Raw genomic sequence first — 26380 nt, 5'->3', positions numbered from 1 at the left:
CCCCCTAATCAAAAAATTTCATTCTATTAAATGGATACACTCTAACTCTTGCTTTAGCAATTATATTACTTTTATCTATATATGGGTCTTTCCAGAATCTGCTGTCATAAGAATTGTTTCGATTATCTCCTAAAAACAAATATTTCCCATCAGGCACTTGAAAATATCCAGGTTGCGTATTTCCTTGAACTTTGTATGGTTCATCTAATTCTTCATTATTCACATAAACTTCTCCGTTAGGTTTAACAACCACTTCATCTCCTGGAAGTCCTATCACTCTCTTTATTAGAGTTTCATCCTTACCATCTTGGTCAAACTTGAAAACTATCATATCCCCTCTTTTTATCTTATCATGATTGTAAATCATTGTAGCAAAAAGCTGGTCTCCCTTTTCAAGAGTAGGATACATGGATTCGCTAGGTATTAATACTTTAAACAACACATACTTAGTAACTAGATTAGCTACGAGTACAGCTATTAAAATTGGTATTATCCAATCTTTAAAAAATGTCATAAATTCATTACTATTTCTCTTTGCTCTACTACTCCTCATCACTCCACATACCTTTCATAAAATCCTGCACTTCCTTTTCCCTCTCTCTTGTCTTTTCTTCATCAACTCTGAAATATCCTTTGCAAGTTTCTAAAAGAATTACACCATCTCGTATATCACCTTTTATCTTCTCTAAAGATATATTTTCCATGGTTCCATCTTCTTCTTCACATACAGCAAAACTGCCCTCTATCCTGTCTACTATATAAGATCTTCTCATATGTCTAATACTCCTTTAATATAAAATTATGTATTGCTAATTTTTCTAACTTAAAGGTAAAATTTAATTATTGTATTATCTAACAATTATATCACAAAAACAATACACTAGTCATATATGATTTGTTCAAGTTTTTGTAAATTAATGTGTAAATATTACGAAAATTTCATTACATATTTTTCTTATATTTGATATAATAAAGATATGATGTAATATTTATGTTAATTTACATATCTTTAGTTTCAATATTATTTTAATTATACTTTCATATAATGTTAGATTTTCTCACACATTACTATATTTATTCTTTACTTATTATTTTACTTATTATTTTATTTATTAATTATTTTTAAAGGAAGGAGATTATAATGGAAGGTCAAGAAATATTATCACCTGGGAAAAAGATTCGTAAAATTCGTAAATCATTTAAAATTAATCAGGAAGACATAACTGGAGGCGAGATAACCAGAAATCTAATTAGCATAATTGAAAATGACAAAGCTAATTTGACATCTAAAGTTGCTATAATTTTATCTGAAAATATAAATAGAGTATGCAAAGAAAAGGGAATAGATTTCAGTGTAACTTCAGAATATTTGCTTGAAGATGTAGAAAGTCAAGCAAAAAAAATTGCTGATAAATACATACTAGATTTAAAAAATGACTTTCTATCTTTATCAAAACTAAACAAGATATCTATAGATATAGAAAAATTTCTAATGAGCTACCCTATATATGATAAAAAAGCTGAAATTTATTGTCTTATAGGAGATCTGTATTTTAAATTTAATAATTTTTATAAAGCTAATAATTTCTATCTAAAAGCCTATGAAAACATTCTTCAAGAAAACAATTTGAGAGAACTTATAAATGTTCTTTATAAGTTAAGCGTAAGTTCTTTCTCTAATCATAACTATGAAGATGTTTTAACTTATAGTAGCTTAGCTTTAGTAAATATAGATATTTTAAATGATGATATACTCTATCAATTCTACATCAACAGTATAAAATCTTGTATTTATTTAGATAACCTAGATGATGCATTAAATAAAATTTCTTTTATAGATGATAAGCTATCTCCTTATTTTGCAAAAAATCCAGAAAAAAAGATTTTACTTCTTAAATTGAAAGCTCAATGCTTAAAGAAAAAGAGATTTTTTAATGACACTTTAAGGATTGAGAAAAAAATTCTTGCTTCTCTTCGTAAAGACTGCATAGAGGACAAACTATTAGCTATAAATTCCATGCTTGAAATATATGTCTTTACTAAAGATTCTAAGAATGTATTAAATTCTTTAAAATTAAATGAATCAATTTTAAAAGAATACTGCACTATGGATACAACTATAAGGTCAGCTAGAATATTCAGCTCTTTTGCTGAATTCTATTGGTTCATAGATGATCTTGAGTCTGCAATAAAGTTATTTGACTTATCTATAAGTGCTTGCAGAAACAATGTTGATAACGATGAAATAATATCAATATTATCTAAATATCTTGATTTTTTAATAAGTAATAATTGCTATGATAAGATAGATTTTTTTAAAACAGAAATCCTTACTTTAATATCTATAAATAAACTTACTAAAGTAAATGAGCTTATTTTCAAGCTTTTAAATTACTATATTAATACTAAAGATAGCGATTCATTAAGTGGCCTTTTAAGCTTTCTTACAGAATAATTTTAATACTTGTTTTCAAAGGACCGTTACAAAGTGAAATAATCATTTTGTAACAGTCCCTTTTTATTTAAAAAACATTTTAAATACTTAAGTTTACCTTAAGTACCCAACAAAATTCATAACCTACTAGTTTATATGTAGTATACTAAATATACTTTATAATATACACTTTATAATATGGAGGATACTACCAATGAAAAATTCAACATTTAACAATACTGTATCTGAAAATAGTTTTTCATTAAAATATGCTTTTAAGTCTTTAAAGAAAAATAAACTTTTAAGATACAGTCTTTTAGCTATATCATTAAAAACACTTTTATTTCTATTTCTTATATCTAGCGATACTGCCACAACTGTCAACTTTAAAACTATATTTTTTAGTGCTCCGCCAATTTTGGCATACTTAAGTTTTTTTATGTTAGCACTAGCACCTGCATTTTTATTCACAGGTAAAGTTCACAAGTGGAGTTTTTCTGTTATAAACCTTCTTATCACTATACTTTATATAGGTGATATATGGTATTTTAGAAGCAATCGTTCATTTTTAAATTACCATATGCTTCAATACTCTTCTAATTTAGACAACTTAGGTTCAAGTATAATGGCCATGTTTAGATGGGTTGATTTGTTATTTCTTTTAGACTTGATAGTTATAATGATCTTAACATTAAAAAGTGATTTAAAAATAAAGTCATATAAAACTCAATTTATATGCTTTTTGATAATGGTTTTCATTCCCAGTTCTTATCTTTTTTATGCTCATATAAAAGTAGATAAGCTAGGTAAAGCATACCCTAATCAATATTTGTTTAGAGTTACTTGGGCACAAAATCAAACTATGTCATGCCTTACTCCAATTGGCTATCATATCTTTGATTATTTTGAGTTTAAAGAACAAAGCAAACAATATGTTTTTAACAATGAAGAATTGGATTGTGTAAATACTTGGTTCTCTAATAAAAAAGAAACTCTCCCTGACAATGAGTATAAAAATATGTTTAAAGGCAAAAATCTTATAATACTTCAAGTAGAGTCTCTTGAAAACTTTGTTATTGGCCAAAGTATAAATGGCAAAGAAATAACCCCTACGTTAAATAAGCTTTTAGAAAACAGCCTTTATTTTAATAATTTTCATGAGCAAACTCATAATGGTACGACATCTGATGCTGAACTTTTAACTAATACTTCACTTTTCCCAGTAAGGTCTGGAAGTACATTTTTCAGGTTCCCAAATAACACATATAAAAGTTCTCTTCCTATACTTATGAAGGATATGGGATACAATACCCTAGCAGCTCACCCTGATAAGGGTTCTTATTGGAATTGGATGTCTGCTTTAAAATCAATAGGATTCGAAAAATGTTTAGATTCAGCAAATTTTGAAATTGACGAAATTATAGGACTAGGTTTAAGTGATAGAAGCTACTTAAAACAGCTTTCAACTTACATAAAAAATCAGCCTCAGCCTTTTTATAATTTTTCTATAACATTGACAAATCATACTCCATTTAATATGCCTAAAGAATTTATTGATATAGATACCTCAGGACCACTAAAAGACACTAAAATCGGAAAATCAATAGAGGCCGTTCACTATACAGATAAGCAGATAGGAATGTTTTTAAATGAATTGGATACTTCAGGAATATTAGATAATTCTGTAGTAGTAATATACGGAGATCATGAAGGTGTACACAAATTCTTTGCAGATGAAATCGCTACAATAAATGATAATGAAACTTGGTATAAAAATAACGATTTAAAAGTACCTTTAATAATATACTCTAAAGGCATGGAAGGTAAAACTATAGATACTATTGGTGGACAAGTTGATATTCTTCCAACTTTAAGTTATCTTTTTGGAGTAGATAGTTCTAAATATGATAATAGCACCTTAGGAAGAAACTTATTAAATACCAATAAAAGCTTTGCAGTTCTTTCTACTAGAAAAATAATAAGTACAGGTCTTAGTGAGGAAGAACAGCAATATATGATAGACTCATTAGATTTGAGTGATAAACTAATTAGATCTAACTATTTCAGGAAGGAGTAGATATCATGAATAAAGCACCAAAATGGGTAATAGTATTTATAGTCATAGGACTAATGATGCCTATTTTTTCTATAGAGAGCATCATTCCATGGATACTATTTATTCTTCTAAGTTTAAAATGTATTAATATATCCAAGTCTTCTGAAAATACAAAAACCAAGGTAATAAAATGTTCCATATATACATTAGCTTCAGTTCTTTTAACTGTGGGATTCAATGTACTTCTTACTCTTGGCATGCCATTTATAATAAGTATGATAGTGTAAAATTTATAAAGGGCACACATTATTGAATTTTATTTAATAATGTGTGCCCTTATGTTCATTTAGTATTATACTATTATGCTAAAGCTATAACCTCTATTTCTACCTTGGCATCTTTTGGAAGCCTTGCTACCTGTACAGCACTTCTTGCTGGATATGGTTCTGTAAAAAATGAAGAATATATTTCATTCATTTTAGCAAAATCATTCATGTCACTTAAAAATACAGTAGTTTTTATAACTTTGTCCATGCTGCTTCCTGATTGTTCAAGAATTGCTTTAACATTTTCTAATGATTGTTTTGTTTGCTCTTCTATTGTCTCTGGCATTGCTCCAGTTTCAACGTTTATTGGAAGCTGACCAGAAGTGTATACAAGCTCTCCTATTGTTATTCCTTGAGAATATGGTCCTATTGCACCTGGTGCCTTTGTTGTTGCTATAGCTGATTTATTCATAATAATACCTCCAAATCATTTTTTTATCAAGTTAATTTTATAATATATTCAAATATTTTTCAATGATTGAAATCATTTCATATTGATTTAAAGTTCTAATTGAGGCTGAGAATTCACCTTATAAAAGCGGTGATACAAGCCTTACTACAGATTCTACAAGTCTATCAAGAACACTTCTTTTTGAAAACTCATTAATCTCTACTTGATTAGAAGCTTTAATATCCTCTTCAAATTGATTTTCCATAATTTCAGCAATTTCTTTATTGTATATGAAACAGTTGACTTCAAAATTTAATTTAAAGCTTCTTATATCCATATTTGCTGTTCCAACGCTACTTACAGCTCCATCAGCTACAATAGTTTTTGCATGTATAAATCCCTTTTGGTAGTAATAAACTTTAACTCCTGCTTCTAAAAGTTCTCCAATATATGAATTAGCAGCCCAAAACATGGTTTTATGATCAGGTTTTCCAGGAATCATTAATCTCACATCTACTCCCGATAATGCACTTATCTTTAAACTGTTAAGCATTGTCTCATCAGGTACAAAGTATGGAGTTTGTATATATACATTTTTTCTTGCATTATTAATAATTTTTAAATATCCATTTCTTATATGCTGCTCATCATTATCAGGGCCACAGGACACTACTTGCATTCCAGTTATCTCTTTTATATTATCTACTTTAGGGAAATACTTAGAATAATCATTAATTTTTTCTCTAGAAGCATATATCCAATCTAAAAGGAATCTTTCTTCTATATCTTCTACTCCTTCCCCTTCTATTTTAAGATGAGTATCTCTCCAATATCCTATCTTTTTATCTTTGCCTATATGTTCTTTTCCAATATTGAAGCCTCCTGTAAATGCAACTTCACCATCTATTACAACTATCTTCCTATGATTTCTGTAATTTATTCTAAAACTTAAATACGGTATTACACTTGGAAAAAATGCTGCACATTTTCCGCCATTTGCTTTAAACTCTTTAAAATATTTTTTTCTATTAAGTTTATTAGATCCCATGGCATCATATAGGAGCTTAACTTCTACTCCTTCTTTTGCTTTCTCACTTAAAATTTTTATAAATTCTAGCCCAACTTCATCTTTTTGAATTATATAATACTCAACATGTATATACTTTTTAGCCTTTTTTATAGATTCAAAAAGCTCTTCATATTTTTCTTTTCCATCAAATATAACTTTAATTCTATTATGCTGGCTGTATATTGCTTTTGATTGAGCAGTATTCATTGTTATAAGGTCTTGATTTTTATTTGAATCAACATCATATACATATGTAGTTCTTATTTCATTTAAGTATTCTTTTCTTGTATTATCATCTATAATTTTATTTTTGAACATCTTATGCTTGCTCATACCATGTCCTATAAATAAATAGATAATAAATCCTACTATGGGCAGAAAAGTAAGAACCATAATCCAAGCCCATGTTAATGTAGGGTTCTTTCTTTCAAAAAATATAAGGGCTATTATTGCTAAAATATTTAATCCATAAATTATAGTAAGAATGTTTGTAAGTAATTCCATACAGCTCCTCCTAAATTTTTGTATCTATCTCTTAATTATATAATAATAGCACACTTTTTTAAGATATCATATATTAAAGCCTTAAAGGACACTATTTCCTCTAAGGCTTTTCTTTATTTTATATATCAAATGCACCAAATGAATAACCTTGAGATCTAAAATAATTTATAATATCTTGTATCATATTTGCAGTATCTTCTCTATCTTCTGAGTCATGAAGAAGCACTACAATTTTATCTTTGCCTTTAGATGTCTTTTTTAAATTATTCATAAGCTGCTGTTTACTTTTCTTGTTTCCTACAGCATCTTCAGTAAGGCTATTCCAATCAATGCTTGTTATACCATGCTCACCTAATATATCTATAGCTTTATTTATATTTCTATCATGCTTATAAATTCTTGTGACTTCCCCATAAGGGAATCTGAACATTTTACACTTATAATCAAAGCCTAATGCTTTTGATATTGCATTATCAGTATCATCTATTTCTTTTAATAAATGATCTACGTTAACTACACCATTAGGATAAAGATTTTTTCCGCTATGTGTATATCCATGACTACATATGGCATGACCTTCTTTATGCATTCTTCTAACGATTTCTGCATATTCTCCACCTTGATCTACAGTTTTTCCTATTAAAAAGAAAGTACCCTTTATAGAATTTTTATCTAATACATCCAGGATTTTTGGAGTATTCTTTAAAGATGGTCCATCATCAAAGGTTAAAAACACTATCCTTTTCCCATCTTTGCTAACTCTTCTTTTTACTATATCCCTGCCATAGGATGCTGGAAATCTTTCTTCTGTCTTATTGTCGCTTCCCTTATTCTCATTTTCCTCTCTTTCTTCATTAGATGCAGTAATATTATCTTTTGCAAATACTGTAACATTATCCATATATGAAAACATAAAAAAAGTACCTCCTAGAACTATTATTACTGCAACAAAAAAATTTAATACTTTACACCTTTTTTCCTTCAAAACCCTTCGCCTCCTGATATAAAAACCTTGAATTTAGTTGTTCCCAATTTCCTGTTTTTTATTTAGATAAAAATTTTTTATAACTTTTATGAAGTCTTTCTTAACAAAAAAAGTTTGTGATTATGAACTATGTAACTGCTTGTTTCACAGGAATTAGTTCAAATCACAAACTCTTATATATTAAATACTGATTGGCGATGAGATTAAGAATTCAGTTTATTAATATGATTCTTTTATTATATTTTGTAAATATTCTTTCGATCCAAATGGAAGGAACCCAAGTACTGGACACTCCATAACTTCTTTTAGCTGTTCTTCACTTATATTGAAATCTTTTAATGTCTTTCTTAAATTCACTTTTTCTAAGAAAGAAACTAGTTCATCATATAGTTTTTCTGATGCTTCTTCATCAGATACATTTTGAAGTTCTACATTGAACAATCTAGCTACATCTGCAAATTTCTTTACATTTTCCTTATGAGAATTCTTAACGAATGCTGGGAATACAATAGCTAAAGATTCTCCATGAGATATGTGAGTTATTCCTCCTATAATCTCTGAAAGTGGATGTGGCGCAGCTGCTCCTGCGTTAGCAAGTCCTGAACCAGCTAATGTATCTGCTACAGCTAGGTTTTCTCTATATTCTAAATTACTTCCATCTTTCATAGCCTTTTCTAGATTGTTTATAACAAGTTCCATACTCTTCAAACATTGAATCTCTGTCATTGTTGATGCATTCTTGTTTATGTAACTTTCAAATGCATGAGTAAAAGCATCAAATCCTGTAGAAGCAGTTATTCTTGCTGGTAGTGTTGTCATAAGCTCTGGGTCTACTATACACTCTCTTGAAAAGTTTTGTGGATGGAATATAGTGTTCTTCTCTGCTCCTCTTGATATTACCGCAGCTTGAGTAACCTGACTTCCTGTTCCTGATGTAGTTGATACAGCTAAAAGTGGAAGTGCTTTTTCACTTACTGGTTCATATTGTTCAAAAGGGCTTGTATATGTTCCATACATTATGTCCCAATCTATAGCATCTAATCCATAAGTTAAAGCAATGATTTTTGCTGTATCTATGCTGGATCCTCCACCTACAGCTAGTACAAAATCAACCTCTGCCTCTTTTGCTAATTCAAATCCTTGGTTTACTATCTCAACTGTTGGATTTGGAATAACTTTATCAAATTGTACTGTATCTATATCACTTTTCTTTAATATATCCTTTACTCTTTGGAAAAGCTTATCAAGTGGCGCCTCATTTGGAGTTGTAACAAGTAAACACTTCTTACCATATTTTGAAGCTATTTGTCCAAGTTCTTCTAATCTACCTTTTCCAAAGTGTATTCTTGATGGCTGATAATAATTAAACATATTTTACCTCCTATATACTTTATCTAATAGTTAGTTATTAATCACTTTTTCTTTCCATACCCCCATTATAAGAGATATTCAGCTTTCCTTACAATACAATGACCTTTCATAAAAATTAACTAAAGAATGTGGTACTTTTCAACTATAATAAACTATTTTTATATATTTAATTTTATATTTTTCCTCATTGTTGTGGAAATAAAAACTACACACCTTTAACCATGATATCCGTTTTACAATGATATAATTTAATTGCATAGAAAATTACTAAAATTTAAAGAGGGAAGGGATTAATGATGCAATATTTAATAGACACAGCAAACATGGAAGAAATAAAAGAAGCCTTAGAACTAGGAGTAAAAGGGGTAACTGCAAACCCATCAATGTATCTTAAGGAAAATGTAAATTTCAAATCATTTTTAAGTGAGGTATCATCATTAGAACCATCCATATTAACTGCGGAAGTTATGGAAGATACACTTGAAAATATGGTAAAATCATCTGAAGATATATTAGCTATAAATCGTGATATAATAATAAAGATAAACTTCTCCGAAACAGGACTAAAACTTATAAATATTCTTAGTAAAAGAGGAGTTAAGACAGCAGCTACACTAATATTTACTTTAAGACAAGCAACTATAGCCATTAATGCTGGTGCTTCTTATATTTTCCCTTTCATAGGAAGAAATGATGAAATAGGATTAGACGGATTAGATATATTAAAAAATATATGCCATTTAATAAAGCTAAATAACTACAACACAAAAGTTGTAGCAGCTTCTATCAAAAACTTAAATCATTTAGAGAAAGCGGCTTTAGTTGGAGCAAATTATGCTGCTGTAACTTTTGACTGTTTTAAAAAAGCCATGTATCATCAGCTTACAGAATCAGGAGCTAAAACTTTTGAGGAACATTGGGCTATTTTAAACAAATAATCTTTTAAGGAGGTCTATCGTTGAACAAGAGACTATCATCTATAGTATCCATACTTCTTAGGAAAAATGACTATGTTACAATAGATTCTATATCAAAAGAATTAAAAGTTTGTAATAAAACCATAAGGAATGACCTTGTTACCCTAGATAACTGGCTTAGAGAAATGTCTCTAGACTTAGATAAAAAACCAGGAGTTGGAGTAGCTATATTAGGTGATGAAGATATAAAGCTTAGAATTTTGAACGATGTTGTTTCTAAGGAAAATGTTATTGAATCTTATTCTCCTGAGGATAGAAAGCTTTATATACTAAAAAAACTATTTTCAAGCAATAGTACTATAAAACTTCAGTCTTTGTCAAAAGAACTTTACGTCAGCCGTGCAACTATCCACAAGGATCTCATAAGTGTTGAAGTTTGGCTGAAAAGACATAAGATAAGCCTTATAAGAAACAGTGATTACTTCTTATTCATAGAAGGAAAAGAAAAAAACATAAGAAAAGCTATATGTTCACTTATTCAGATGGAAATGGAATTTACCAATCTTAGTAAGCTTCTTCAAAGCAATGATAAAACTACATCTGAACCTCAATTTACTTCAATTGAAAATCTTATAGATATTGATTTTATAAAGCTTCAGAATATAGTTCTTTCTGTTGACTCTCTATCAAAATATAATTTATCTGATGACTCTCTTATGCAGCTATTAATTCTTATTGCTGTTTCAATGAGAAGAATCGAAACAGGTCATAGTCTTACTCTATCCCATGACTTTTTAGAAGAGCTTCGCTCACTTAAAGAGTTTAACATGGCGAAAGATTTGACATCATCACTTGAAGCTAACTTTGATGCACCATGGTCTGATGATGAAGCAGGCCATATATTGGTAAATATATTAGGCTCTAAAACTAACATAGCCAGCCACGATTCATTCCTAAAAGAAGGACTTAGTGATATATACAACAACGAAGCTACCACAATAGCTAAAGAATTGATATCATGCTGGGAAAATGATTTAAAAATACCACTTACAAAAGACAGTAAATTATTATGTTCACTTAGAAGCCATCTTAATCCAGCTATAACAAGGATTAAGTATGGTCTTCCACTTAATAACCCTCTTCTTAGTGATATATATGATACTTATCCTAACACTTTTAAAACGGTAAAAAGAAGTGCCTATATATTTAAAAGAATCTTAGATGTAGATATAAATGATGATGAAATTGGCTATTTAACATTACATCTAGCATGTTCTATAGATAGATTAAAAGAGCCTTTAAAAACTGTCGTTGTATGTCATAGCGGAGTTGGAGCTTGTGAGCTTTTATTAAATAAGCTTAATTTTGAATTTAATGAGCTTAAAGTTATAGCATTAAAATCAGCCACCTCCTTAGCTTCATTCAGTTTATCCGGCGTAGATCTTATAATATCTACAGTACCTTTAGATATAGACTCAGACATAAGAAATATAACCATCAATCCACTACTGACAAAATCAGATATGCTTAGGCTCAAAGTGGTTATAAAAGAAATCTATTCTCAAAAAAATAGTCCTGAAAAATAAAAGATTTACCTTTAAAATTATACTTTAATTTTAAAACAATGGTGTCCTGCAAAATGTATAAATCATTTTACAGGACACCATTGTTTATGCAGCAACACTGCTTTCTGTAGTAGTTATAAACTTTTTTGTTATAAAATTTATAGTATTTATTATTACAAATAATGATAACAATGAATAAACAGAAATCATAAAATTCTTACTTATTATACCTGAACCTACAACAATGGTTCCATCAAGAATAAATAGTATAACTGGAAGCTTCACAAATCTTACAATCTTATTTATAAGCATTGCTGCAAGGTCTGTTCCTCCAGTAGCACAATTTCTAACTATGGCAATTCCTATAGCACTTCCTACTAAAAGACCGCCTATAATTCCTGCTATTAAAAGATTATCTGTAACGTGGATTTCTGGTATAAGCTTTAAAAATAAAGGTGACATTAATGTTATGTAAAGTGTTTTTATACCAAAACTCTTTCCTAAAAATAAAATTCCCATTATTAAAAGTGGTATTGATATAGATAATGACATTACTTCAACAGGTATTCCTGTAAAGTTACTTCCTATTATAGAAGCTCCTGTAATTCCTCCTGGAGCTAAGTTGTGTTCTTTAAAAAAGAAATTTACCGCCATAGCAGTAAGAATGCTTGATAATGTTATCCATAGATAATCTTTTATTATTTCCTTATTTTTCATTACTTTCTCCTTTGCTAATAACAATAACCAGTATTAAATACTGGTTATTGAATGAAGTTTATATTACTCTAATCCTAATTTTTCTACTGCTGCATCAATTGCTGCTCTACATTCTTTAACGCCTTCAGTTATTCCCTTTTCGCATCTGAATATAGCTGATGAAAGAACTATAACATCTGGGTTACATGCTATAAGTTTCTCCATATTGTTTACACGAAGTCCTCCGTCTATAGCAAGTTCACATCTTGGATTCTTTTCATCTATCATCTTTCTAGCTCTATTAACTAGGTCTATAGCACTCTTTCTCCATCCCCAGTTCTCTTGTCCATCTGTTTCATCAACTCCATGAACAACGATGTGTAATCTATCTATGTCATAGATTGATTCTTCTACAAAACTTAATGGAGTATAACATCCAATTGTTAAACCTATCTTTATTCCAAACTCTCTGCAGTAGTTGATGATGTATGCAAGAGGAGCTCCTATAAACTGCTCTGCTGGTATTATAAGCATATCACATCCAACTTTAGCTAACTTCTCTATAAATAATCTATCACATTCTCTAGTGTATATATGACACTCTATTGGCTTATCTGTAACTGGTCTTATACCCTCTATTATTTGGTGACCGCCCATAAGCTGCATGTTTCTTAAATCGTACATATCTGCTGCATCTGAGTGTACATAATCGGCTCCTGCATCTGTAGCTTCCTTTACTACTGCTGCTATATTTCCATAATTAACGTGTGCAAGTCCTGCTGCTATCTTTATATGTTTCATTTTAAATTCCTCCTATATACTAATTATTATTATTATTTATTCTTATATTTTTGCTTACGTCATATTGTTTGAACTGTTTCTTAGCTTCTTTTCATATTTATCTTACACTGGCTGAACCCCTACCGTCAATGGGTTTAGACCCTCCTTAACTTACCTTTATATTGTGGTAAATTATAATGGTATATATTAGATTTAGTTGATATATTTATATTTACATGCAAAAATAGACCTAGACTGCCTGTCCAGTCTAGGTCTATTAGTGTGCTCAAGGAATTATTAATCCATTCCTAATTGTTCTTTAACTTTTGCTGCTAAAGTTATTACATGAGGTCCATATATTACTTGAAGAGATTTCTTTCTTCTTACAACCCCAGTTGCTTCTAATTTATTAACCCAAGTATCATTATCAGCAGTTTTTTCTGCATCATTAAGTTCTACTCTTAATCTTGTAGCACAATTTGTAACATTTACTATGTTATCAGCGCCGCCAAGACCTTCAATAATTCCACTGATTAACTCAGAGTTATCATTAATGCTAGCTTTGCCTTCTTCTCTTGCCTTGTACTCTTTTTTGCTATATAGTTTAACATCCTTATTCTCAGATCTACCTGGAGTCTTGATATTAAATTTAACTATAACATACTTGAATAAAATATAAGCTACAATGAAGAATACTGGTATTAAGTATAATAATGACCATGCGTGAACCTTTTGTGGTTGTAATAAGTTAGGAAACATATTTCTAAATGATTCTCCCATTATTGAAACATTTGTAGCCTCAGTTACAACATAAGTTAATCCTGCTAGTGGAACATATGCTAGGAAGTATAGTAGTGGAGCTACGAATAAGAATGTATACTCGATTGGCTCTGTAACACCAACTAACATAGCTGTAAGTATTGCTGGTATTAATATACTTGCAGCTTTTTTCTTGTTCTCTGGTCTTGCAGTTTTATACATAGCTAATGCTGCACCTGGTAGTATTGCAAAATGTATTAGTAAACGTCCTGTTGTAAAGTTACGTACTATATAAGATAATGTATTTGGATCTCCCATTTGAGCAAGCTTTATGTTATTTACACCCTCATAAATAACTCCACCTATTTCCATAGCTCCACCAACTTTAGTGTACTCGATTGGGAATGCTATTAAGTGATGTATTCCAAATGGAAGTAAAGCTTTATCTGCCGCTCCGAAAGTAAATGTTCCAACTAGTCCACTTGATCCTATAAAATTACCTACAGCTGCAAGAGCACCTCCTATATAAGGCCATACAAAATACATAATTAATCCTAGTGGTATTGCTACTACAAATAACATTATTTGAACAAATCTTGGACCTGAGAAGAATGATAGTGCATTTGGAAGTTCCTTCTCACAGAATTTGTTATGTACTAAACTTGCAACAAATCCTGATATTATAGCTCCAAATATGCTTGAATCAAAAGTAAATATTCCTAAGAAAGTAGTATAAAGTGCGCTTTTATTCATTGCAGCTTGTTCGCTAAGTCCTGATTTCATAAATGCTTCTGCTGTTGCAGTTTGCGCATTTATTCCGTTAATTCCAAGTAAAGTGCTTATTACAGTGTGCATAGCTATGAATAATACTAATCCACCAAATGCACCCCATCCTTTTTCTTTTTTAGATAGACCAAACGCTATACCTACAGCGAAGAATATTGGTAAAAATCTCATTACCATAAATCCTAGGTCATTTATCACCTTAAAAAATGAGTGAAGCATTCCTCCCTCTGTTATAAGCCATCCAAGTCCTAAGGCTCCTACATTTTCCATGTTTACAAATGCTGATCCAAGTCCTATAAATACCCCTGCTACAACAAGTAGTATAACTGGTATCATCATTGCTCCTGATATAACTTGCAGTTTATCTTTCATTTGTTTTTCCTCCTCTTTTTTACCTGCATGCTAACAAATATATAGCATTGCAATATATTTCTATTGCCTTTTCAAGTGTCTCTATTTTTATATTCTCATTTGCTTTATGTGAATTTGGTACGTCCCCTATTAAGGTTGGCCCAAAAGCAACGCCTTCTTTAAGCGTTCGAGCATATGAAGCTGCTCCCTTACTTATAAGCTCTGCTTCTTCTCCCATAACTTCATTATAGGCAGACTTTAAAGATGATATAAGTTCACTCTCTGGGCTTACATATAACATATCAAGTTCTTTAGTTATTTCATAAATTAGTCCATTTTCATCTGCTATCCTTTTGAAGGTATCTTTAACTTTTTCTTTTTTAATACCTTTTGGATATCTAAAATCAAATTTTATGCAAAAATCCTCTTCCCTAAAAAATAAATTCATAAGACACATAGTTGTGTTTCCCATTTCTTTATCATCAACATTAAGTCCTATGTTCTCACCATAAATAGAATCTATAAAATATTTCTCTAATATATTTCTAAGTGCTTTACCTTTGCTGTTTAATTCTCTTATTTCACATAAATCTTTACCGAACTTAAATGCAGCATTTTCACCTCTTTCAGGATGCCTTGACAAAGCTCTCTTACCCTCATAGGTGACACGAACTTTGTTATCCTTAATTTCTACAGAAGAAGCTCTTTTTAATAATGACTTAAGCTCTTTTTCATCTTTGGTTATAAATTCTGCTTCTATAAAATCACAAACAAATCCGTCTTCATCTTTACTACAAACCTTTGCAAGGTTATGTTTATTATCATTTTTTGTAGCTTCATCGAGTCTGTATGAATAGTACATTATCCCTTTTTCACCATTTACTATAGGAAAATCTCCATCAGGTGAAAATCCATATACTGGTTGAGGATTCTTTGAAAAATAATACTTCATACATTCCCATGTAGTTTCTTCTGCTCCACCAACTATAATTCTGACTCTTCTTTTCATGTCTAAATTTAGTTCTTTTAAAATTTTCACAGAATATAAAGCAGCTAAAATAGGACCTTTATCATCGTTTACACCTCTACCATATAAAAATCCATCTCTCTCTGTCATTTTAAATGGATCACTATGCCATTGGTCTGGATTAAATATAGGTACCACATCTAAGTGTCCTAACACTCCTATAAATTCATCTCCACTACCTATTTCTGCATGAGCTGCATATCCATTAAAATCTTCCGTTCTGAATCCTTCTCTTTTGGCTATGGTTAAAAACTCATCAAAAGCTTTACTTATGTTCTCTCCGAAAGGTGCATCTTCTTTTTTAGTATTTAAATCTCTAATCGAAGGAACTGCCACTAATTTTTCCAAATCTTTTATGAGATAGGGCATATTTTCTTTTATAAGCTTTTTTAATTGTAACTTATTTATAATATTATCGACATCCTTCCATTTAATTTTTTAAGAAACTATCTTTCAGTTCATGACTTAATTATAATGGAGAAATACGTCGCATTTCAACGTTTACACTTTCTACATTGATTACCATAATGATATGGTAAAACCCATACATCTAAAACGATTTTACATCCTACATAAACTTTGATCTTGTTTTTAATCAATTACCTTTATAACATTTTCCGTATCTTCTCCAAGGATTTTTTCTGTATCTGCTATAGAAGTTTTTACCCTGCTAATTGCCTCATCTGTCAAATTAAATCTTTCTTTATTCTTAACAGCTTCATCTATAGGAATTACTCTATGAGTAAATAATCCTTTTTCCTTTTCTTCTCTATAAACCCAGGTAGGTATTATCTCATAGTCCTGTATTTTAACCTCATTTCCCTTCTTCAAGTTAATCTTTAGTATATATCCATCTTCAGTTAATCTATTCTTTAATTCTTCATAGCATTGATTGGATAAAAAATTCCCTTGAGAATATGTAACTAATGTATTTTTTGTCTTGCCTTTTATTAGTTCACATGGCTGAATTACATGAGGATGTGCTCCTAATACAAGATCAACACCAAGCTCATTTGCCTTTTTAGCTATATCCTTTTGATATTGAGATGGCTTTGTATCATATTCATTCCCCCAATGTATTTCAAGAACTATAAACTGAGCTCCATCTCTTTTCATAGATGCCATATTATTTTTCATATCTTCATAAAGTTTTGAGAGTTCTTTGTAATTAAAAGTATTTACAATTCCCTCTATTTCTTTAGAGATAGGTAAAGAATTTATCGTTTTCTTTCCCTTTTGAGTTGGAGTTTCATAGACATATGACATAAATCCTATCTTTACACCATCTGCTTCACTAATAAGATACTTTTTAGAAGAAGTATCTTTCCTCACTCCTATATATTGAAGCCCTTGTTTTTCTGTTAATTCAATTGTTCTTTTTATAGCAGCAATACCCTTATCTACGATATGATTATGTCCATAATTCACAATATCAATGCCGCTATTTTTTATGTCTCCCAAAGCTTCATCTGGAGTATTAAATAACGGAAAACCACTATAGTTTCCCCCTCCAGCAAAAACCGTTTCAAGAGTTCCAACAGCTATATCACTATCACTTAAAACATCTTTGACATACTCAAAAGACTTTGAAAAATCATAACTTTTGCCTTCTTTTGCTCCATCTATCTGACTTTGATGGAATATTATGTTTCCAACCGAAGTTAATGTTATCGTATCTTCATCATTTGGTAATTCCGCTTTAATCTCATCTTTTTCCTTGTATAATTGATTTGTATATGCATATCCAGTAGCTGCTCCTAAAATCAAAAACCCTATTACACTAAATACTTTAATATATTTTTTCAAATTAACCACCTCACTCTTATATATAAAATTATAGCCAATAAGTGTTAATTTTTATAACAATTTTTTATTAATTCTGACTATTGAATTTATATAAAGCAAAAGCAGGATATCTTTTTAAAGATTATCCTGCCTATAAAGACTTAATTTTTATTATACTTACTACTCTTCAATTATTTCTCCGCTTGTACTTATAGTAGAAATACTCCATGGTATTATTTTCCCACTATTTTTCAAAGCTTCTTTTACGGAGTTTAAAATTCCTGTACAGCATGGCACTTCCATTTTTACTACGGAAACTGATTTTATGTTGTTATTTTTTATTATAGCAGTTAACTTCTCAGCATAATTTCCTTCATCTAGTTTTGGACAGCCTATTATTGTAACCTTATTTTTTATAAATTTACCGTGGAAATTTCCATAAGCATAGGCTGTACAATCAGCTGCTATAAGAAGATTACAATTATCAAAATAAGGAGCATTTACAGGAACCAGCTTTATTTGAACCGGCCATTGCATAAGCTCAGATATTGTATTCTCATTTGTAGTTCTATTTGTGCTATTTAAATTTCCTCTACCTATAGATAAAGTTTGTCTTTTTATAACTTTACTCTGACTTCCTGGACATCCGCAAGGTAACTTTTCCTTTTCAACTTCTTTAGCTTGTTTCATATTATCTTGAACAGCCACTTCATCAAATGCATCTGCCTCTCTGTTTTCGAATAAAAGTGCTCCTGTAGGACATACAGGAAGGCAATTTCCTAATCCGTCGCAGTAGTCGTCTCTTAAAAGTTTTGCCTTTCCATCAATTATTCCTAGAGCTCCTTCATGACATGCAGTCACACATAATCCACATCCATTACATTTTGATTCATCTATTTTTATTATTTGTCTAATCATATTTATTAATTCCCCCTTGAGTTTATTTAATCAAGTCAAAGTTAAATCTTAGCCTAAAGCTAAGAATTCAGTTTGTATTCTTATTATACTAAAATAAACTCAAATATTCCGTTGCACAGGCAACAAAATTTAGGGTAAATTTAATTCTTGCTTTTTATCTTGTCTGTTTCCTTTTTCTCCACCTCCACCTTGCATTCCCATAGTTGAAAGATTTATACTAGATGCATCTATAAGTTTAGAAGAATCTTCTTTTTGTTCAGTGGTTGTAGAAGGTATAGTTCCTTCTAGCTGTCCTTGAATGCTTAATGCTCTAAGTCTTCCAAACTCTTTTAATGTTCCTAATGATTTTGTGTACTCATCATAAGTATAAAAAGCTGAAGGATCATTTTTAACATATTCACCTATTATAGAATTTAACTTATTTATTTTGTTTTTAAATATGCCATTTCCAAAATAATTAGATGCTATTTCACTCAAATACTCATGATACTTTTCTTTGTATTCATCTACTTCTAAAAGTTTTGAAAGCATTGGGCGCTCTGACATCTCAACTCCTGATACTGGTGTATCTATAGCAAAGTTTACAGCTGATGTAGCATTCCCTGATTGGAAACCTGCAAAAGATAAATTATAATCCCATGGTACCATGGAAAGCTGTCCATCATTCTCATACAAATAGTAGTTATGCTGCATATTTGTCACATAGCTATCGAGATTTACAAGAGCAGTATTTACAGCAAAATATCTTAAAACTTGGTCAACATCTATATATTTTTCTAAGTCTTTACCCTCACTTAAATTCTTTAAAGCTGTTATAACTCTCTCATAATCTTCGTCTGTTACCTTGAACACTGATGAATTGAAGATATTAGAATAATTATCTATATTATCATCTACATACTTAAGATCACATCCTGCACTATTCCCGTTTCTTCCCATACCTATATTCATCATATTTTTTTTATCTTCATTTTCTCTATCATTATTATAATTAGAGACCTTTTCATTAGGCATATCATTGCCATTAAAAAGAGGCATTTTATTTTCTCCAAAGTTCTCACCATTTATTTCTGGCGGCATATTTCCACCATTGCCACCTTGAGGTATGTTTGGAGCATTTTCTCCTTGAGGCATATCACCTTTCATTCCAGGTCCTATATTGCCTCCATTATTACCTTTTCCATTCATATCAGGTGGTCCATTATTGTCTTTATTCTTGTCATTCTCTCCATTATTTTCTTTTTTCTTAGCATTCATCCCCATACTTTCAGGCTTATACAGCATCCCATAGTTACTTCCATAATTTCTTTCTGCAAAAGATTCCTCAACACACTCTACCGCTATATAAAATCCCCAAGTTTCATCATTTACCATTATATTCGTAAATGAATATAATGGAGATACTACACCCATATAGTCTAAAAGATCATAAGAAAGATACTCCTTCATGTAAGTTGTGTCTGCCTGGATATTATTTAATGCTAATTTATCTAAGCCAAAGCAAGTTTGACCCTTTATATAATGGTCAAATTCCAACTTAAAGCTGTATCTATCTGTATTAGGATCACTATATATAGTGTTAAGACTTGAATTTCCCTTTGGTCTTATACCTACAGAATTAAATGTAGTTCCATTTATTGTTACGTCACATGGAATATATTCTTCTTTATTAGCATTTCTAATCATATCGTCCCATTGACTCTGATCAGCTTTTATACTTACTTCTATTACACCTTCCTTATCAAAAAGTTTAGTAGCATACTCTGGCTCTAATGTTACTATAGCTGCTTCTGTAGAAGAAGAGGTTCTCATAAAACTAATGGTGAAAGCAAGTGAAACAATTACAAATACAGCTATAATTTTGTCTATATACTTGCTGTTTATCATCTTTTACACACCACCTTAAGACATATACTCACCGTTATAGCTCACAAGAACGGCATTAGTCACTCCTTCAATATTTGAAATCTTGTTTACAAAATCTGTAGACATATCTTTAAGCCTTACTTCAACAGTTAATTCTATGCCCTTTGTTGAAACTGTTTTTGATTTTATCATATGTTTTCTTACACTTTCCCTTATTGCCTTTGTAACATTATTTTCAGAATTCATATCACTACAACTTACTAAAAGTATATATGGACTGTCTGTACTTTTTTTGTTAACAAATATAATCATTATTATTCCTATAAATATAGACCCAAAAACAGCTAGAGGAATAAGTCCTGCCCCTACAACAATTCCTACTGATATAGACCAAAATAAAAATGCTATATCAAGAGGTTCTTTTATTGCAGTTCTAAAACGAACAATAGACAACGCACCTACCATACCAAGAGAAAGCACCACGTTTGATGTTACTGCCAATATTATTAACGTAGTTATAAGAGTCATTGCCATAAGTGATACCCCAAAACTAGAGGAATACATTACACCATTAAAAGTTTTCTTGTAAACATAAAAAATAAATAATCCTAAAACAAAAGCTAACCCTAAAGCTATCACCATATCCATAGGTGAAAATGATGATACTTTTTCAATAAAACTAGACTTAAAAATATCATTAAATGTCATCTTAATTTACCTCCACATAATTCCAAAAATTTTTATCCATAAATTCTACAAGCTGCATACTTTGAAAATGCTGATGCCTGTCTATCTTTAATTTCTATTACGTTCTTTATGATTTCAGGAATAAACTCATCATACTTAATCTCTAATATCATAATTCCTTCATTATCTGTTACCATAGTTGGAAGATTATTATCAAATAAGTCTTTTGAATATATTCCTGTACGAATATTTTTATCTATAGTTATTCTTACATTTCCAGCATCATATATAAATGGTTCTCTTTCATAATCAACTATTGTTTTAGGTTTAAGCTGCTGAAAATTCATCTTTGCATAAAATTCTAATATGAGCTTATTGCAGCACTTCCTCATCCATTCTATGTCACCTGAAATTATCTTCTCGCACTCCTCTTTAGTTATAAGAGCACTTTCTTTGTAACATAAACCATTTACTTTGCTTTTCTTTTCTAATTTTATAAATGACGTATCATCATTGTAATACCGTATTCTAAATTTTTCTCTCTTATTTACCCCATTTATTTTTTCATTTAACACCTTGTCATAAAGGTTATCGAAATATAAACTTCTTATTTTGTACTCTCCATTTTCTCCAGCATAAGGGTCTTGCTTTGTAATTATCTTTAATCTTTGAATAAGAGCAAAGTAGTCAGCTAAATTTATGTAATGCTTAAATTCATGTCTAGGTTTTCTGCTTTTCATTTTCTCACCACCTGTTCCAAAGCTTTTTATTTCCTTTGACTATTTAAATTTTAACTTCCTTATGTGATGGTTGTCTGAAGGTAATTTGATTATTACGAAAAACATTTCAGTTATTTTTACATAAAAATAACACCTCAGTTTAACCCGAGGTGTTTATATGCTTATCATAAATTAACTTTTTTTATCTCAAACCAGAACGTACTTCCTTTGTTTTCTATACTAGTAACTCCATATTTTCCATCATGAGCATCAAGGACTGTCTTCACTATTGAAAGTCCAAGTCCTGTTCCTATTGTAGCACTTTTATGAGATTTGTCTACTTTATAGTATCGATCCCATATATACTCTATATCTTCTTTAGGTATTCCTTTCCCAGTATCAATTACTTCTATCCTTACTGTATCGCCATTCACTTTCTGAAGAACTTTTACTAATTTATCATCTCCAGTATAGTTTATTGCATTATTTATAAGATTGTAGATTACTTGAGATAATTTTATTTCATCTGCTTCTACATAAACTTCACAATCCTCTATAAATTTTATAAAATAACCTTCTTGTTCTGTAAGCTTTTTATATCGTTCAAGAACACTTCGTATACTATCTGTAAGATTAAATTTTTCTATAGTAAGCTCATGAGAACCAGATTGAATCTTTGATATGTCCAAAATATCATTTACAAGATTCGCAAGTCTCTGTGTTTCATCAATTATTATCTGCACATTCTCAGGTGTATTTTCTCCTGGAATATCCCTCATAACTTCACTATATCCTGCTATCATTGTAAGTGGTGTCCTTAAATCATGAGATATGTTTGCTATAAGTTCTCTTCGTAAACCTTCCACTTTAGAAAGTTCACTAGCTGCATAGTTCAATGTATCATTTAATTCTTCAATTTCTCTATATCCTTTACCTGAAAATATAGTATCATACTGTCCATTTGCTAATTCCTTTGCAGAATCATTTATCTTTATTATAGGCCTTGATACCTTTTTTGATATAAATAAAGCTAGAATCAAAGATAAAACTACTAGAATTATAGTTATATAAATAAGCTGAACTCTTAAAGTTTCTATAGTGGTTTTTACAGGTGTTATAACAGAATTCAGTATTATCATAATTTCAGAGCCATCACTTTTCTTTCCAACTTTTACATAAATCATGCTCTCCTCCTTAATCATATCAGGCGGAGGCATCTTCCCTACAAAAAACTTTTCATTAAACCCATTTCCTTTTATATCTTCCTTAGAAGATATCTCTAAAACTGATCCATTATTTTTCTTTGCTTCTTCATAATAACCATATATCTGACTTGGATGCATCTTATGTATAGCACAGTTTGGGATAGCATCTATAGAATATTTGTCATATCCTTTAGAATCCATTATTCTTATACATACATCATTTTGATTAGATATTCTATCTAAAAGACTTTGAAGATCTTCATTATCTATATTTTTTTCAATTAAATCGCCATAAGATTTTATCTTTTTACTCTTTATAGACTTATAAAAACTTTCTAGGAAAACAATTTGAAAAAGCCATAAAAGCACTAGAAGTATCGCAACAAAAGCCGCTAGATAGCCAAAGATCTTCCACTTTATGCTTATTTCTCTAGACTTCAAATCTATAACCTACCCCTCTAAGAGTAACTATACATTTACTGTAATCTCCCAGACTTTTTCTAAGAAGTTTTATATGGGTATCTAGTGTTCTGTCATCTCCATAAAAATCATATCCCCATACCTCACTTATAAGTTTTTCCCTAGTAAGAGCAATGCCTCGATTTTTTACAAGATAAAAAAATAAATCATATTCCTTTGGTGTCATATCAATCTTTTCATTATCTATATAAACTATTCTTCCTGTAAAATCTACGGTAAGTCCTCTGAATCTAAATATCTCCTTTTGCAATTCATCATTTAAAGAATTTTTAGAGCATCTTTTCATGACTGCATTTATCCTCATCATAAGTTCTTTAGGCGAAAAAGGCTTCACTACATAATCATCTATACCAAGCTCAAAACCGTGAATTCTGTCGTACTCTTCACCTCTTGCCGAAAGCATTATCACAGGTGTATTTTTATATTTCCTTATCTCTCTGCAGGCTGAAAATCCATCCAAATCAGGCATCATTATATCCATTATGATTATATCAAAATCATCATTCCTGCACATCTCAATAGCTTTCATTCCATCTTCCGCTTCAACTATGGTGTTGCCTTCAAAAACTGCATATTTCTTTATTATCTCTCTTATTCTCTTTTCATCATCTACAACGAGAATTTTATACATTTTTGCACCACCTTTTATATGCATAAATTAATATTAGTTTAACACTATTATGTGATGATTAAGTGAAAAATAGAGAAATAGGAGTGAAAAGTTTTTCTGCTTTCACTCCTCATCATATTAGCTAAATATATTTTCTCCTATTAGCCTTTTTCTGTTTAACCTTTTCACCTGCATATTTTTTCTCTATAAATCTTACTTCCCTTCTCAGCTTCATATAGCTTTCCCACCTTTCACATGATATCTCACCATTATCCAAGGCTTTTTTCACGGCACATCCCGGTTCTTTATCATGATTGCAATCTCTAAATCGGCATTCCTTAGCTATTTCTTCAATATCATCAAAAACCCTCTCCATTCCATTTTCCCCATGAAACGCTGATAATTCTCTCATACCTGGAGTATCTATTATCATTCCTCCATCTCTGAGCTTTATAAGCTGTCTATGAGTAGTTGTGTGTCTTCCTCTGCTGTCATCTTCTCTTATAGAGTTGACATCCATTATTGTTTCTCCAATAATTGCATTTACTAAAGATGACTTTCCTACTCCTGATGATCCTAAAAATACTACTGTCTTCCCTTTTTCAAAATAAGAAGCAACATTCTCTAGTCCCTCTCCTGTGAAAGAGCTTAATGAAATAACTGAAACTCCCAAAGCAACTTTCATAACCTCAGCTTTCTTTTCATTAATATTATCACACAAATCACTCTTAGTAAGGATTATCACTGGGATTCCCCCGCTTTCCCATGCTACTGTCAAATATCTCTCAAGTCTTCTCAAATTTAAATCATAATTTAGAGAGGTCATTATAAAAACATAATCAAAATTTGAAGCTACCAACTGCTCCGATTTTTTCACAGTATCAAATCTAGAGAATTTACTCTTCCTTCTAAATACATCATATATCACAGCTTCCTTGCCTTGGCTTAGCTTTACTAAAACAAAATCACCAACTGTAGGATATTCTTCGCTGTCAGTAACACTATAAAGAAAGCTTCCCTTTAGCTTTGCACTATACTCTCCTAAGCTGCATATTATCTTATACTGTTCCTTATGAACCTCTGTTATCCTTGCTGCTATTAGTTCTCGTTCTTCTTTTCTAATATCATTTTCTTGTGATTTAAAATAGTCACCATATCCACATTCCTCTAGGTTTATTGTATTCATAAAATTCCTCCATACTATTCTTACAAAATAATTCATTCATCTCAACATTCAATATATTTTTTTTCATAAACCATCTCTCCTTTCTTTATCCCATTAAAAATGGGCATAAAAAATCCGTAGAAAACAAACCCCTAAAACAGGCTGCTTTTCTACGGATATATAATCTTTTTATATAAGCAGTTTTCTAAAAGGCTTTGCAGTTTCAAAAGTGCATACTCCTGTACGGAATCAGCTCAATGCACCTTTATTATTTAATTTTAGGAATTAATCACCTTTTTCATCATAATAAATCACTCCTTTTAAACACTACTTCACAAATAATTATAATCTATTTTCTAATTTTTCACAATATTATATTTGTGATATATACATAATAATTATCATAATAATTTTACTGCATTATTTTAAATCGTTGTTGATTTTTTAGTTACATCCATTTATATATCTACTGAAATATATAAAAAATAAGTCCTATAGATAATATCACTGCCATTATGATACATACAACTCTGGTAATAAATATTGAAAATTCCAAGGGGTCATATCCTCCAAAATAACTATATACTCTATCCATTCTAATCAAATCCTCTACATAAATAGCATACAAAATAAGAAATATGATAAATAACAGTAGCGATATAATTGTAATAATTCTTCCCATATTTACCTCCAAAGCCCTTTCCCTAATTATACCATATATATTTTTGTATACATATCTTAATTACAATTTTACTTTAAGCTTTGTAGTAAGCGTGATATAAAAAATTAAAGGCTTCAATAAAACAATAGGTTGTTTTCATACCATAATGCCCGACCAGTGAAGATATAACTGATAAATATGTTGAAATGTATTTACAAAGGAATAGAAAAAATATTTTACAAGAAAATTTGAATATATATACAGTAA

General features: G+C 30.3%; 24 protein-coding genes. 5 read left to right on the top strand and 19 right to left on the bottom strand.

Features of this window, described 5'->3' with window-relative positions; all coding sequences use genetic code 11:
* Positions 1–4 precede the first annotated feature (4 nt).
* Positions 5–553, bottom strand: coding sequence for a signal peptidase I (gene lepB / locus KQH81_RS04175; RefSeq protein WP_027637360.1), 549 nt, complete (start codon positions 551–553; stop codon positions 5–7).
* Positions 543–773: a DUF3006 domain-containing protein gene (locus KQH81_RS04170; protein ID WP_027637361.1), complete on the bottom strand. Its 231-nt coding sequence runs from the start codon at positions 771–773 to the stop codon at positions 543–545. The genes lepB and KQH81_RS04170 overlap by 11 nt, the downstream gene beginning before the upstream one ends.
* Positions 774–1141: 368 nt before the next feature.
* Here KQH81_RS04170 and KQH81_RS04165 point away from each other — a divergent pair, with 368 nt between their 5' ends.
* From KQH81_RS04165 to KQH81_RS04155, 3 genes are all read left to right on the top strand, one after another.
* Positions 1142–2455 (top strand): helix-turn-helix domain-containing protein, encoded by a 1314-nt coding sequence (locus KQH81_RS04165; protein WP_074844833.1) that lies wholly within the window; start codon positions 1142–1144, stop codon positions 2453–2455.
* A gap of 193 nt (positions 2456–2648) precedes the next feature.
* Positions 2649–4511 (top strand): LTA synthase family protein, encoded by a 1863-nt coding sequence (locus KQH81_RS04160; protein ID WP_074844836.1) that lies wholly within the window; start codon positions 2649–2651, stop codon positions 4509–4511.
* A 5-nt stretch (positions 4512–4516) separates the two neighbouring features.
* Positions 4517–4777, top strand: a complete 261-nt coding sequence (locus tag KQH81_RS04155; protein ID WP_027637364.1) for a hypothetical protein — start codon at positions 4517–4519, stop codon at positions 4775–4777.
* A gap of 73 nt (positions 4778–4850) precedes the next feature.
* Here KQH81_RS04155 and KQH81_RS04150 read toward each other — a convergent pair whose 3' ends face one another.
* The 4 genes from KQH81_RS04150 to KQH81_RS04135 all read right to left on the bottom strand — a co-directional run bounded on the left by KQH81_RS04150 (position 4851) and on the right by KQH81_RS04135 (position 9136).
* Positions 4851–5228: a RidA family protein gene (locus tag KQH81_RS04150; RefSeq protein WP_027637365.1), complete on the bottom strand. Its 378-nt coding sequence runs from the start codon at positions 5226–5228 to the stop codon at positions 4851–4853.
* Between the two features lie 118 nt (positions 5229–5346).
* Positions 5347–6780, bottom strand: coding sequence for a cardiolipin synthase (gene cls / locus KQH81_RS04145; protein WP_230028988.1), 1434 nt, complete (start codon positions 6778–6780; stop codon positions 5347–5349).
* Between the two features lie 118 nt (positions 6781–6898).
* Positions 6899–7765 carry a polysaccharide deacetylase family protein gene (locus KQH81_RS04140; RefSeq protein ID WP_051196124.1) on the bottom strand — a complete coding sequence of 289 codons (867 nt, stop codon included), beginning with the start codon at positions 7763–7765 and terminating at the stop codon, positions 6899–6901.
* 219 nt (positions 7766–7984) lie between these two features.
* The gene (locus KQH81_RS04135) at positions 7985–9136 is read right to left on the bottom strand and encodes an iron-containing alcohol dehydrogenase (protein WP_027637367.1); all 1152 of its coding nucleotides are present in this window, start codon (positions 9134–9136) and stop codon (positions 7985–7987) included.
* A 293-nt stretch (positions 9137–9429) separates the two neighbouring features.
* Here KQH81_RS04135 and KQH81_RS04130 point away from each other — a divergent pair, with 293 nt between their 5' ends.
* Both KQH81_RS04130 and KQH81_RS04125 read left to right on the top strand, forming a co-directional pair.
* Entirely contained in the window at positions 9430–10074 is a 645-nt protein-coding gene (locus tag KQH81_RS04130) for a transaldolase family protein (protein ID WP_230028987.1), read from the top strand.
* A 20-nt stretch (positions 10075–10094) separates the two neighbouring features.
* A complete protein-coding gene (locus KQH81_RS04125; protein ID WP_027637369.1) occupies positions 10095–11639 on the top strand; it encodes a BglG family transcription antiterminator in 1545 nt (514 codons plus the stop codon).
* Positions 11640–11723: 84 nt separating this feature from the next.
* Here the strand turns inward: KQH81_RS04125 and KQH81_RS04120 are convergent, their stop codons facing one another.
* From KQH81_RS04120 to KQH81_RS04060, 13 genes are all read right to left on the bottom strand, one after another.
* The gene (locus KQH81_RS04120; RefSeq protein ID WP_027637370.1) at positions 11724–12335 is read right to left on the bottom strand and encodes a YitT family protein; all 612 of its coding nucleotides are present in this window, start codon (positions 12333–12335) and stop codon (positions 11724–11726) included.
* Between the two features lie 63 nt (positions 12336–12398).
* Positions 12399–13115: a ribulose-phosphate 3-epimerase gene (locus KQH81_RS04115; RefSeq protein WP_027637371.1), complete on the bottom strand. Its 717-nt coding sequence runs from the start codon at positions 13113–13115 to the stop codon at positions 12399–12401.
* Positions 13116–13391: 276 nt separating this feature from the next.
* Positions 13392–15011, bottom strand: a complete 1620-nt coding sequence (locus tag KQH81_RS04110) for a PTS transporter subunit EIIC (RefSeq protein ID WP_074844839.1) — start codon at positions 15009–15011, stop codon at positions 13392–13394.
* A 19-nt stretch (positions 15012–15030) separates the two neighbouring features.
* Positions 15031–16365 (bottom strand): Sapep family Mn(2+)-dependent dipeptidase, encoded by a 1335-nt coding sequence (locus KQH81_RS04105; RefSeq protein ID WP_230028986.1) that lies wholly within the window; start codon positions 16363–16365, stop codon positions 15031–15033.
* Between the two features lie 243 nt (positions 16366–16608).
* Positions 16609–17823, bottom strand: coding sequence for a CapA family protein (locus tag KQH81_RS04100; protein WP_074844845.1), 1215 nt, complete (start codon positions 17821–17823; stop codon positions 16609–16611).
* 159 nt (positions 17824–17982) lie between these two features.
* Positions 17983–18720 carry an ATP-binding protein gene (locus KQH81_RS04095; RefSeq protein WP_027637374.1) on the bottom strand — a complete coding sequence of 246 codons (738 nt, stop codon included), beginning with the start codon at positions 18718–18720 and terminating at the stop codon, positions 17983–17985.
* 129 nt (positions 18721–18849) lie between these two features.
* On the bottom strand, positions 18850–20607 hold the full coding sequence (locus tag KQH81_RS04090) for a CotH kinase family protein (RefSeq protein WP_230028985.1): 1758 nt from the start codon (positions 20605–20607) through the stop codon (positions 18850–18852).
* A 15-nt stretch (positions 20608–20622) separates the two neighbouring features.
* Positions 20623–21294 carry a DUF4956 domain-containing protein gene (locus KQH81_RS04085; RefSeq protein WP_027637375.1) on the bottom strand — a complete coding sequence of 224 codons (672 nt, stop codon included), beginning with the start codon at positions 21292–21294 and terminating at the stop codon, positions 20623–20625.
* A 32-nt stretch (positions 21295–21326) separates the two neighbouring features.
* On the bottom strand, positions 21327–22013 hold the full coding sequence (locus KQH81_RS04080) for a polyphosphate polymerase domain-containing protein (RefSeq protein ID WP_027637376.1): 687 nt from the start codon (positions 22011–22013) through the stop codon (positions 21327–21329).
* A gap of 164 nt (positions 22014–22177) precedes the next feature.
* Entirely contained in the window at positions 22178–23638 is a 1461-nt protein-coding gene (locus tag KQH81_RS04075; protein ID WP_230028984.1) for a sensor histidine kinase, read from the bottom strand.
* Positions 23628–24308 (bottom strand): response regulator transcription factor, encoded by a 681-nt coding sequence (locus tag KQH81_RS04070; protein ID WP_027637378.1) that lies wholly within the window; start codon positions 24306–24308, stop codon positions 23628–23630. The genes KQH81_RS04075 and KQH81_RS04070 overlap by 11 nt, the downstream gene beginning before the upstream one ends.
* A 121-nt stretch (positions 24309–24429) precedes the next feature.
* Positions 24430–25473 carry a ribosome small subunit-dependent GTPase A gene (gene rsgA, locus KQH81_RS04065; RefSeq protein WP_230028983.1) on the bottom strand — a complete coding sequence of 348 codons (1044 nt, stop codon included), beginning with the start codon at positions 25471–25473 and terminating at the stop codon, positions 24430–24432.
* Positions 25474–25918: 445 nt separating this feature from the next.
* Positions 25919–26134 carry a hypothetical protein gene (locus KQH81_RS04060; protein ID WP_230028982.1) on the bottom strand — a complete coding sequence of 72 codons (216 nt, stop codon included), beginning with the start codon at positions 26132–26134 and terminating at the stop codon, positions 25919–25921.
* Positions 26135–26380: the final 246 nt, after the last annotated feature.

This window comes from Clostridium cadaveris, assembly GCF_020911725.1.
In the GTDB taxonomy this organism is placed as follows: domain Bacteria; phylum Bacillota; class Clostridia; order Clostridiales; family Clostridiaceae; genus Clostridium_X; species Clostridium_X cadaveris.
Note: the sequence above shows the minus strand (reverse complement) of the source record. Positions and strands in the feature narration are given on the sequence as shown.

Excerpts from the sequence above, each read along its gene's own strand:
- KQH81_RS04115 (WP_027637371.1), bottom strand. The coding sequence starts at position 13,115 with ATGAAACATATAAAGATAGCAGCAGGACTTGCACACGTTAATTATGGA.
- KQH81_RS04080 (WP_027637376.1), bottom strand. The coding sequence starts at position 22,013 with ATGAAAAGCAGAAAACCTAGACATGAATTTAAGCATTACATAAATTTA.
- KQH81_RS04135 (WP_027637367.1), bottom strand. The coding sequence starts at position 9,136 with ATGTTTAATTATTATCAGCCATCAAGAATACACTTTGGAAAAGGTAGA.
- KQH81_RS04170 (WP_027637361.1), bottom strand. The coding sequence starts at position 773 with ATGAGAAGATCTTATATAGTAGACAGGATAGAGGGCAGTTTTGCTGTA.
- KQH81_RS04085 (WP_027637375.1), bottom strand. The coding sequence starts at position 21,294 with ATGACATTTAATGATATTTTTAAGTCTAGTTTTATTGAAAAAGTATCA.
- KQH81_RS04060 (WP_230028982.1), bottom strand. The coding sequence starts at position 26,134 with ATGGGAAGAATTATTACAATTATATCGCTACTGTTATTTATCATATTT.
- KQH81_RS04120 (WP_027637370.1), bottom strand. The coding sequence starts at position 12,335 with ATGAAAAATAAGGAAATAATAAAAGATTATCTATGGATAACATTATCA.
- KQH81_RS04130 (WP_230028987.1), top strand. The coding sequence starts at position 9,430 with ATGATGCAATATTTAATAGACACAGCAAACATGGAAGAAATAAAAGAA.
- KQH81_RS04165 (WP_074844833.1), top strand. The coding sequence starts at position 1,142 with ATGGAAGGTCAAGAAATATTATCACCTGGGAAAAAGATTCGTAAAATT.
- cls (WP_230028988.1), bottom strand. The coding sequence starts at position 6,780 with ATGGAATTACTTACAAACATTCTTACTATAATTTATGGATTAAATATT.
- KQH81_RS04160 (WP_074844836.1), top strand. The coding sequence starts at position 2,649 with ATGAAAAATTCAACATTTAACAATACTGTATCTGAAAATAGTTTTTCA.
- KQH81_RS04095 (WP_027637374.1), bottom strand. The coding sequence starts at position 18,720 with ATGATTAGACAAATAATAAAAATAGATGAATCAAAATGTAATGGATGT.
- rsgA (WP_230028983.1), bottom strand. The coding sequence starts at position 25,473 with ATGAATACAATAAACCTAGAGGAATGTGGATATGGTGACTATTTTAAA.
- KQH81_RS04150 (WP_027637365.1), bottom strand. The coding sequence starts at position 5,228 with ATGAATAAATCAGCTATAGCAACAACAAAGGCACCAGGTGCAATAGGA.
- KQH81_RS04110 (WP_074844839.1), bottom strand. The coding sequence starts at position 15,011 with ATGAAAGATAAACTGCAAGTTATATCAGGAGCAATGATGATACCAGTT.
- KQH81_RS04070 (WP_027637378.1), bottom strand. The coding sequence starts at position 24,308 with ATGTATAAAATTCTCGTTGTAGATGATGAAAAGAGAATAAGAGAGATA.
- KQH81_RS04155 (WP_027637364.1), top strand. The coding sequence starts at position 4,517 with ATGAATAAAGCACCAAAATGGGTAATAGTATTTATAGTCATAGGACTA.
- KQH81_RS04090 (WP_230028985.1), bottom strand. The coding sequence starts at position 20,607 with ATGATAAACAGCAAGTATATAGACAAAATTATAGCTGTATTTGTAATT.
- lepB (WP_027637360.1), bottom strand. The coding sequence starts at position 553 with ATGAGGAGTAGTAGAGCAAAGAGAAATAGTAATGAATTTATGACATTT.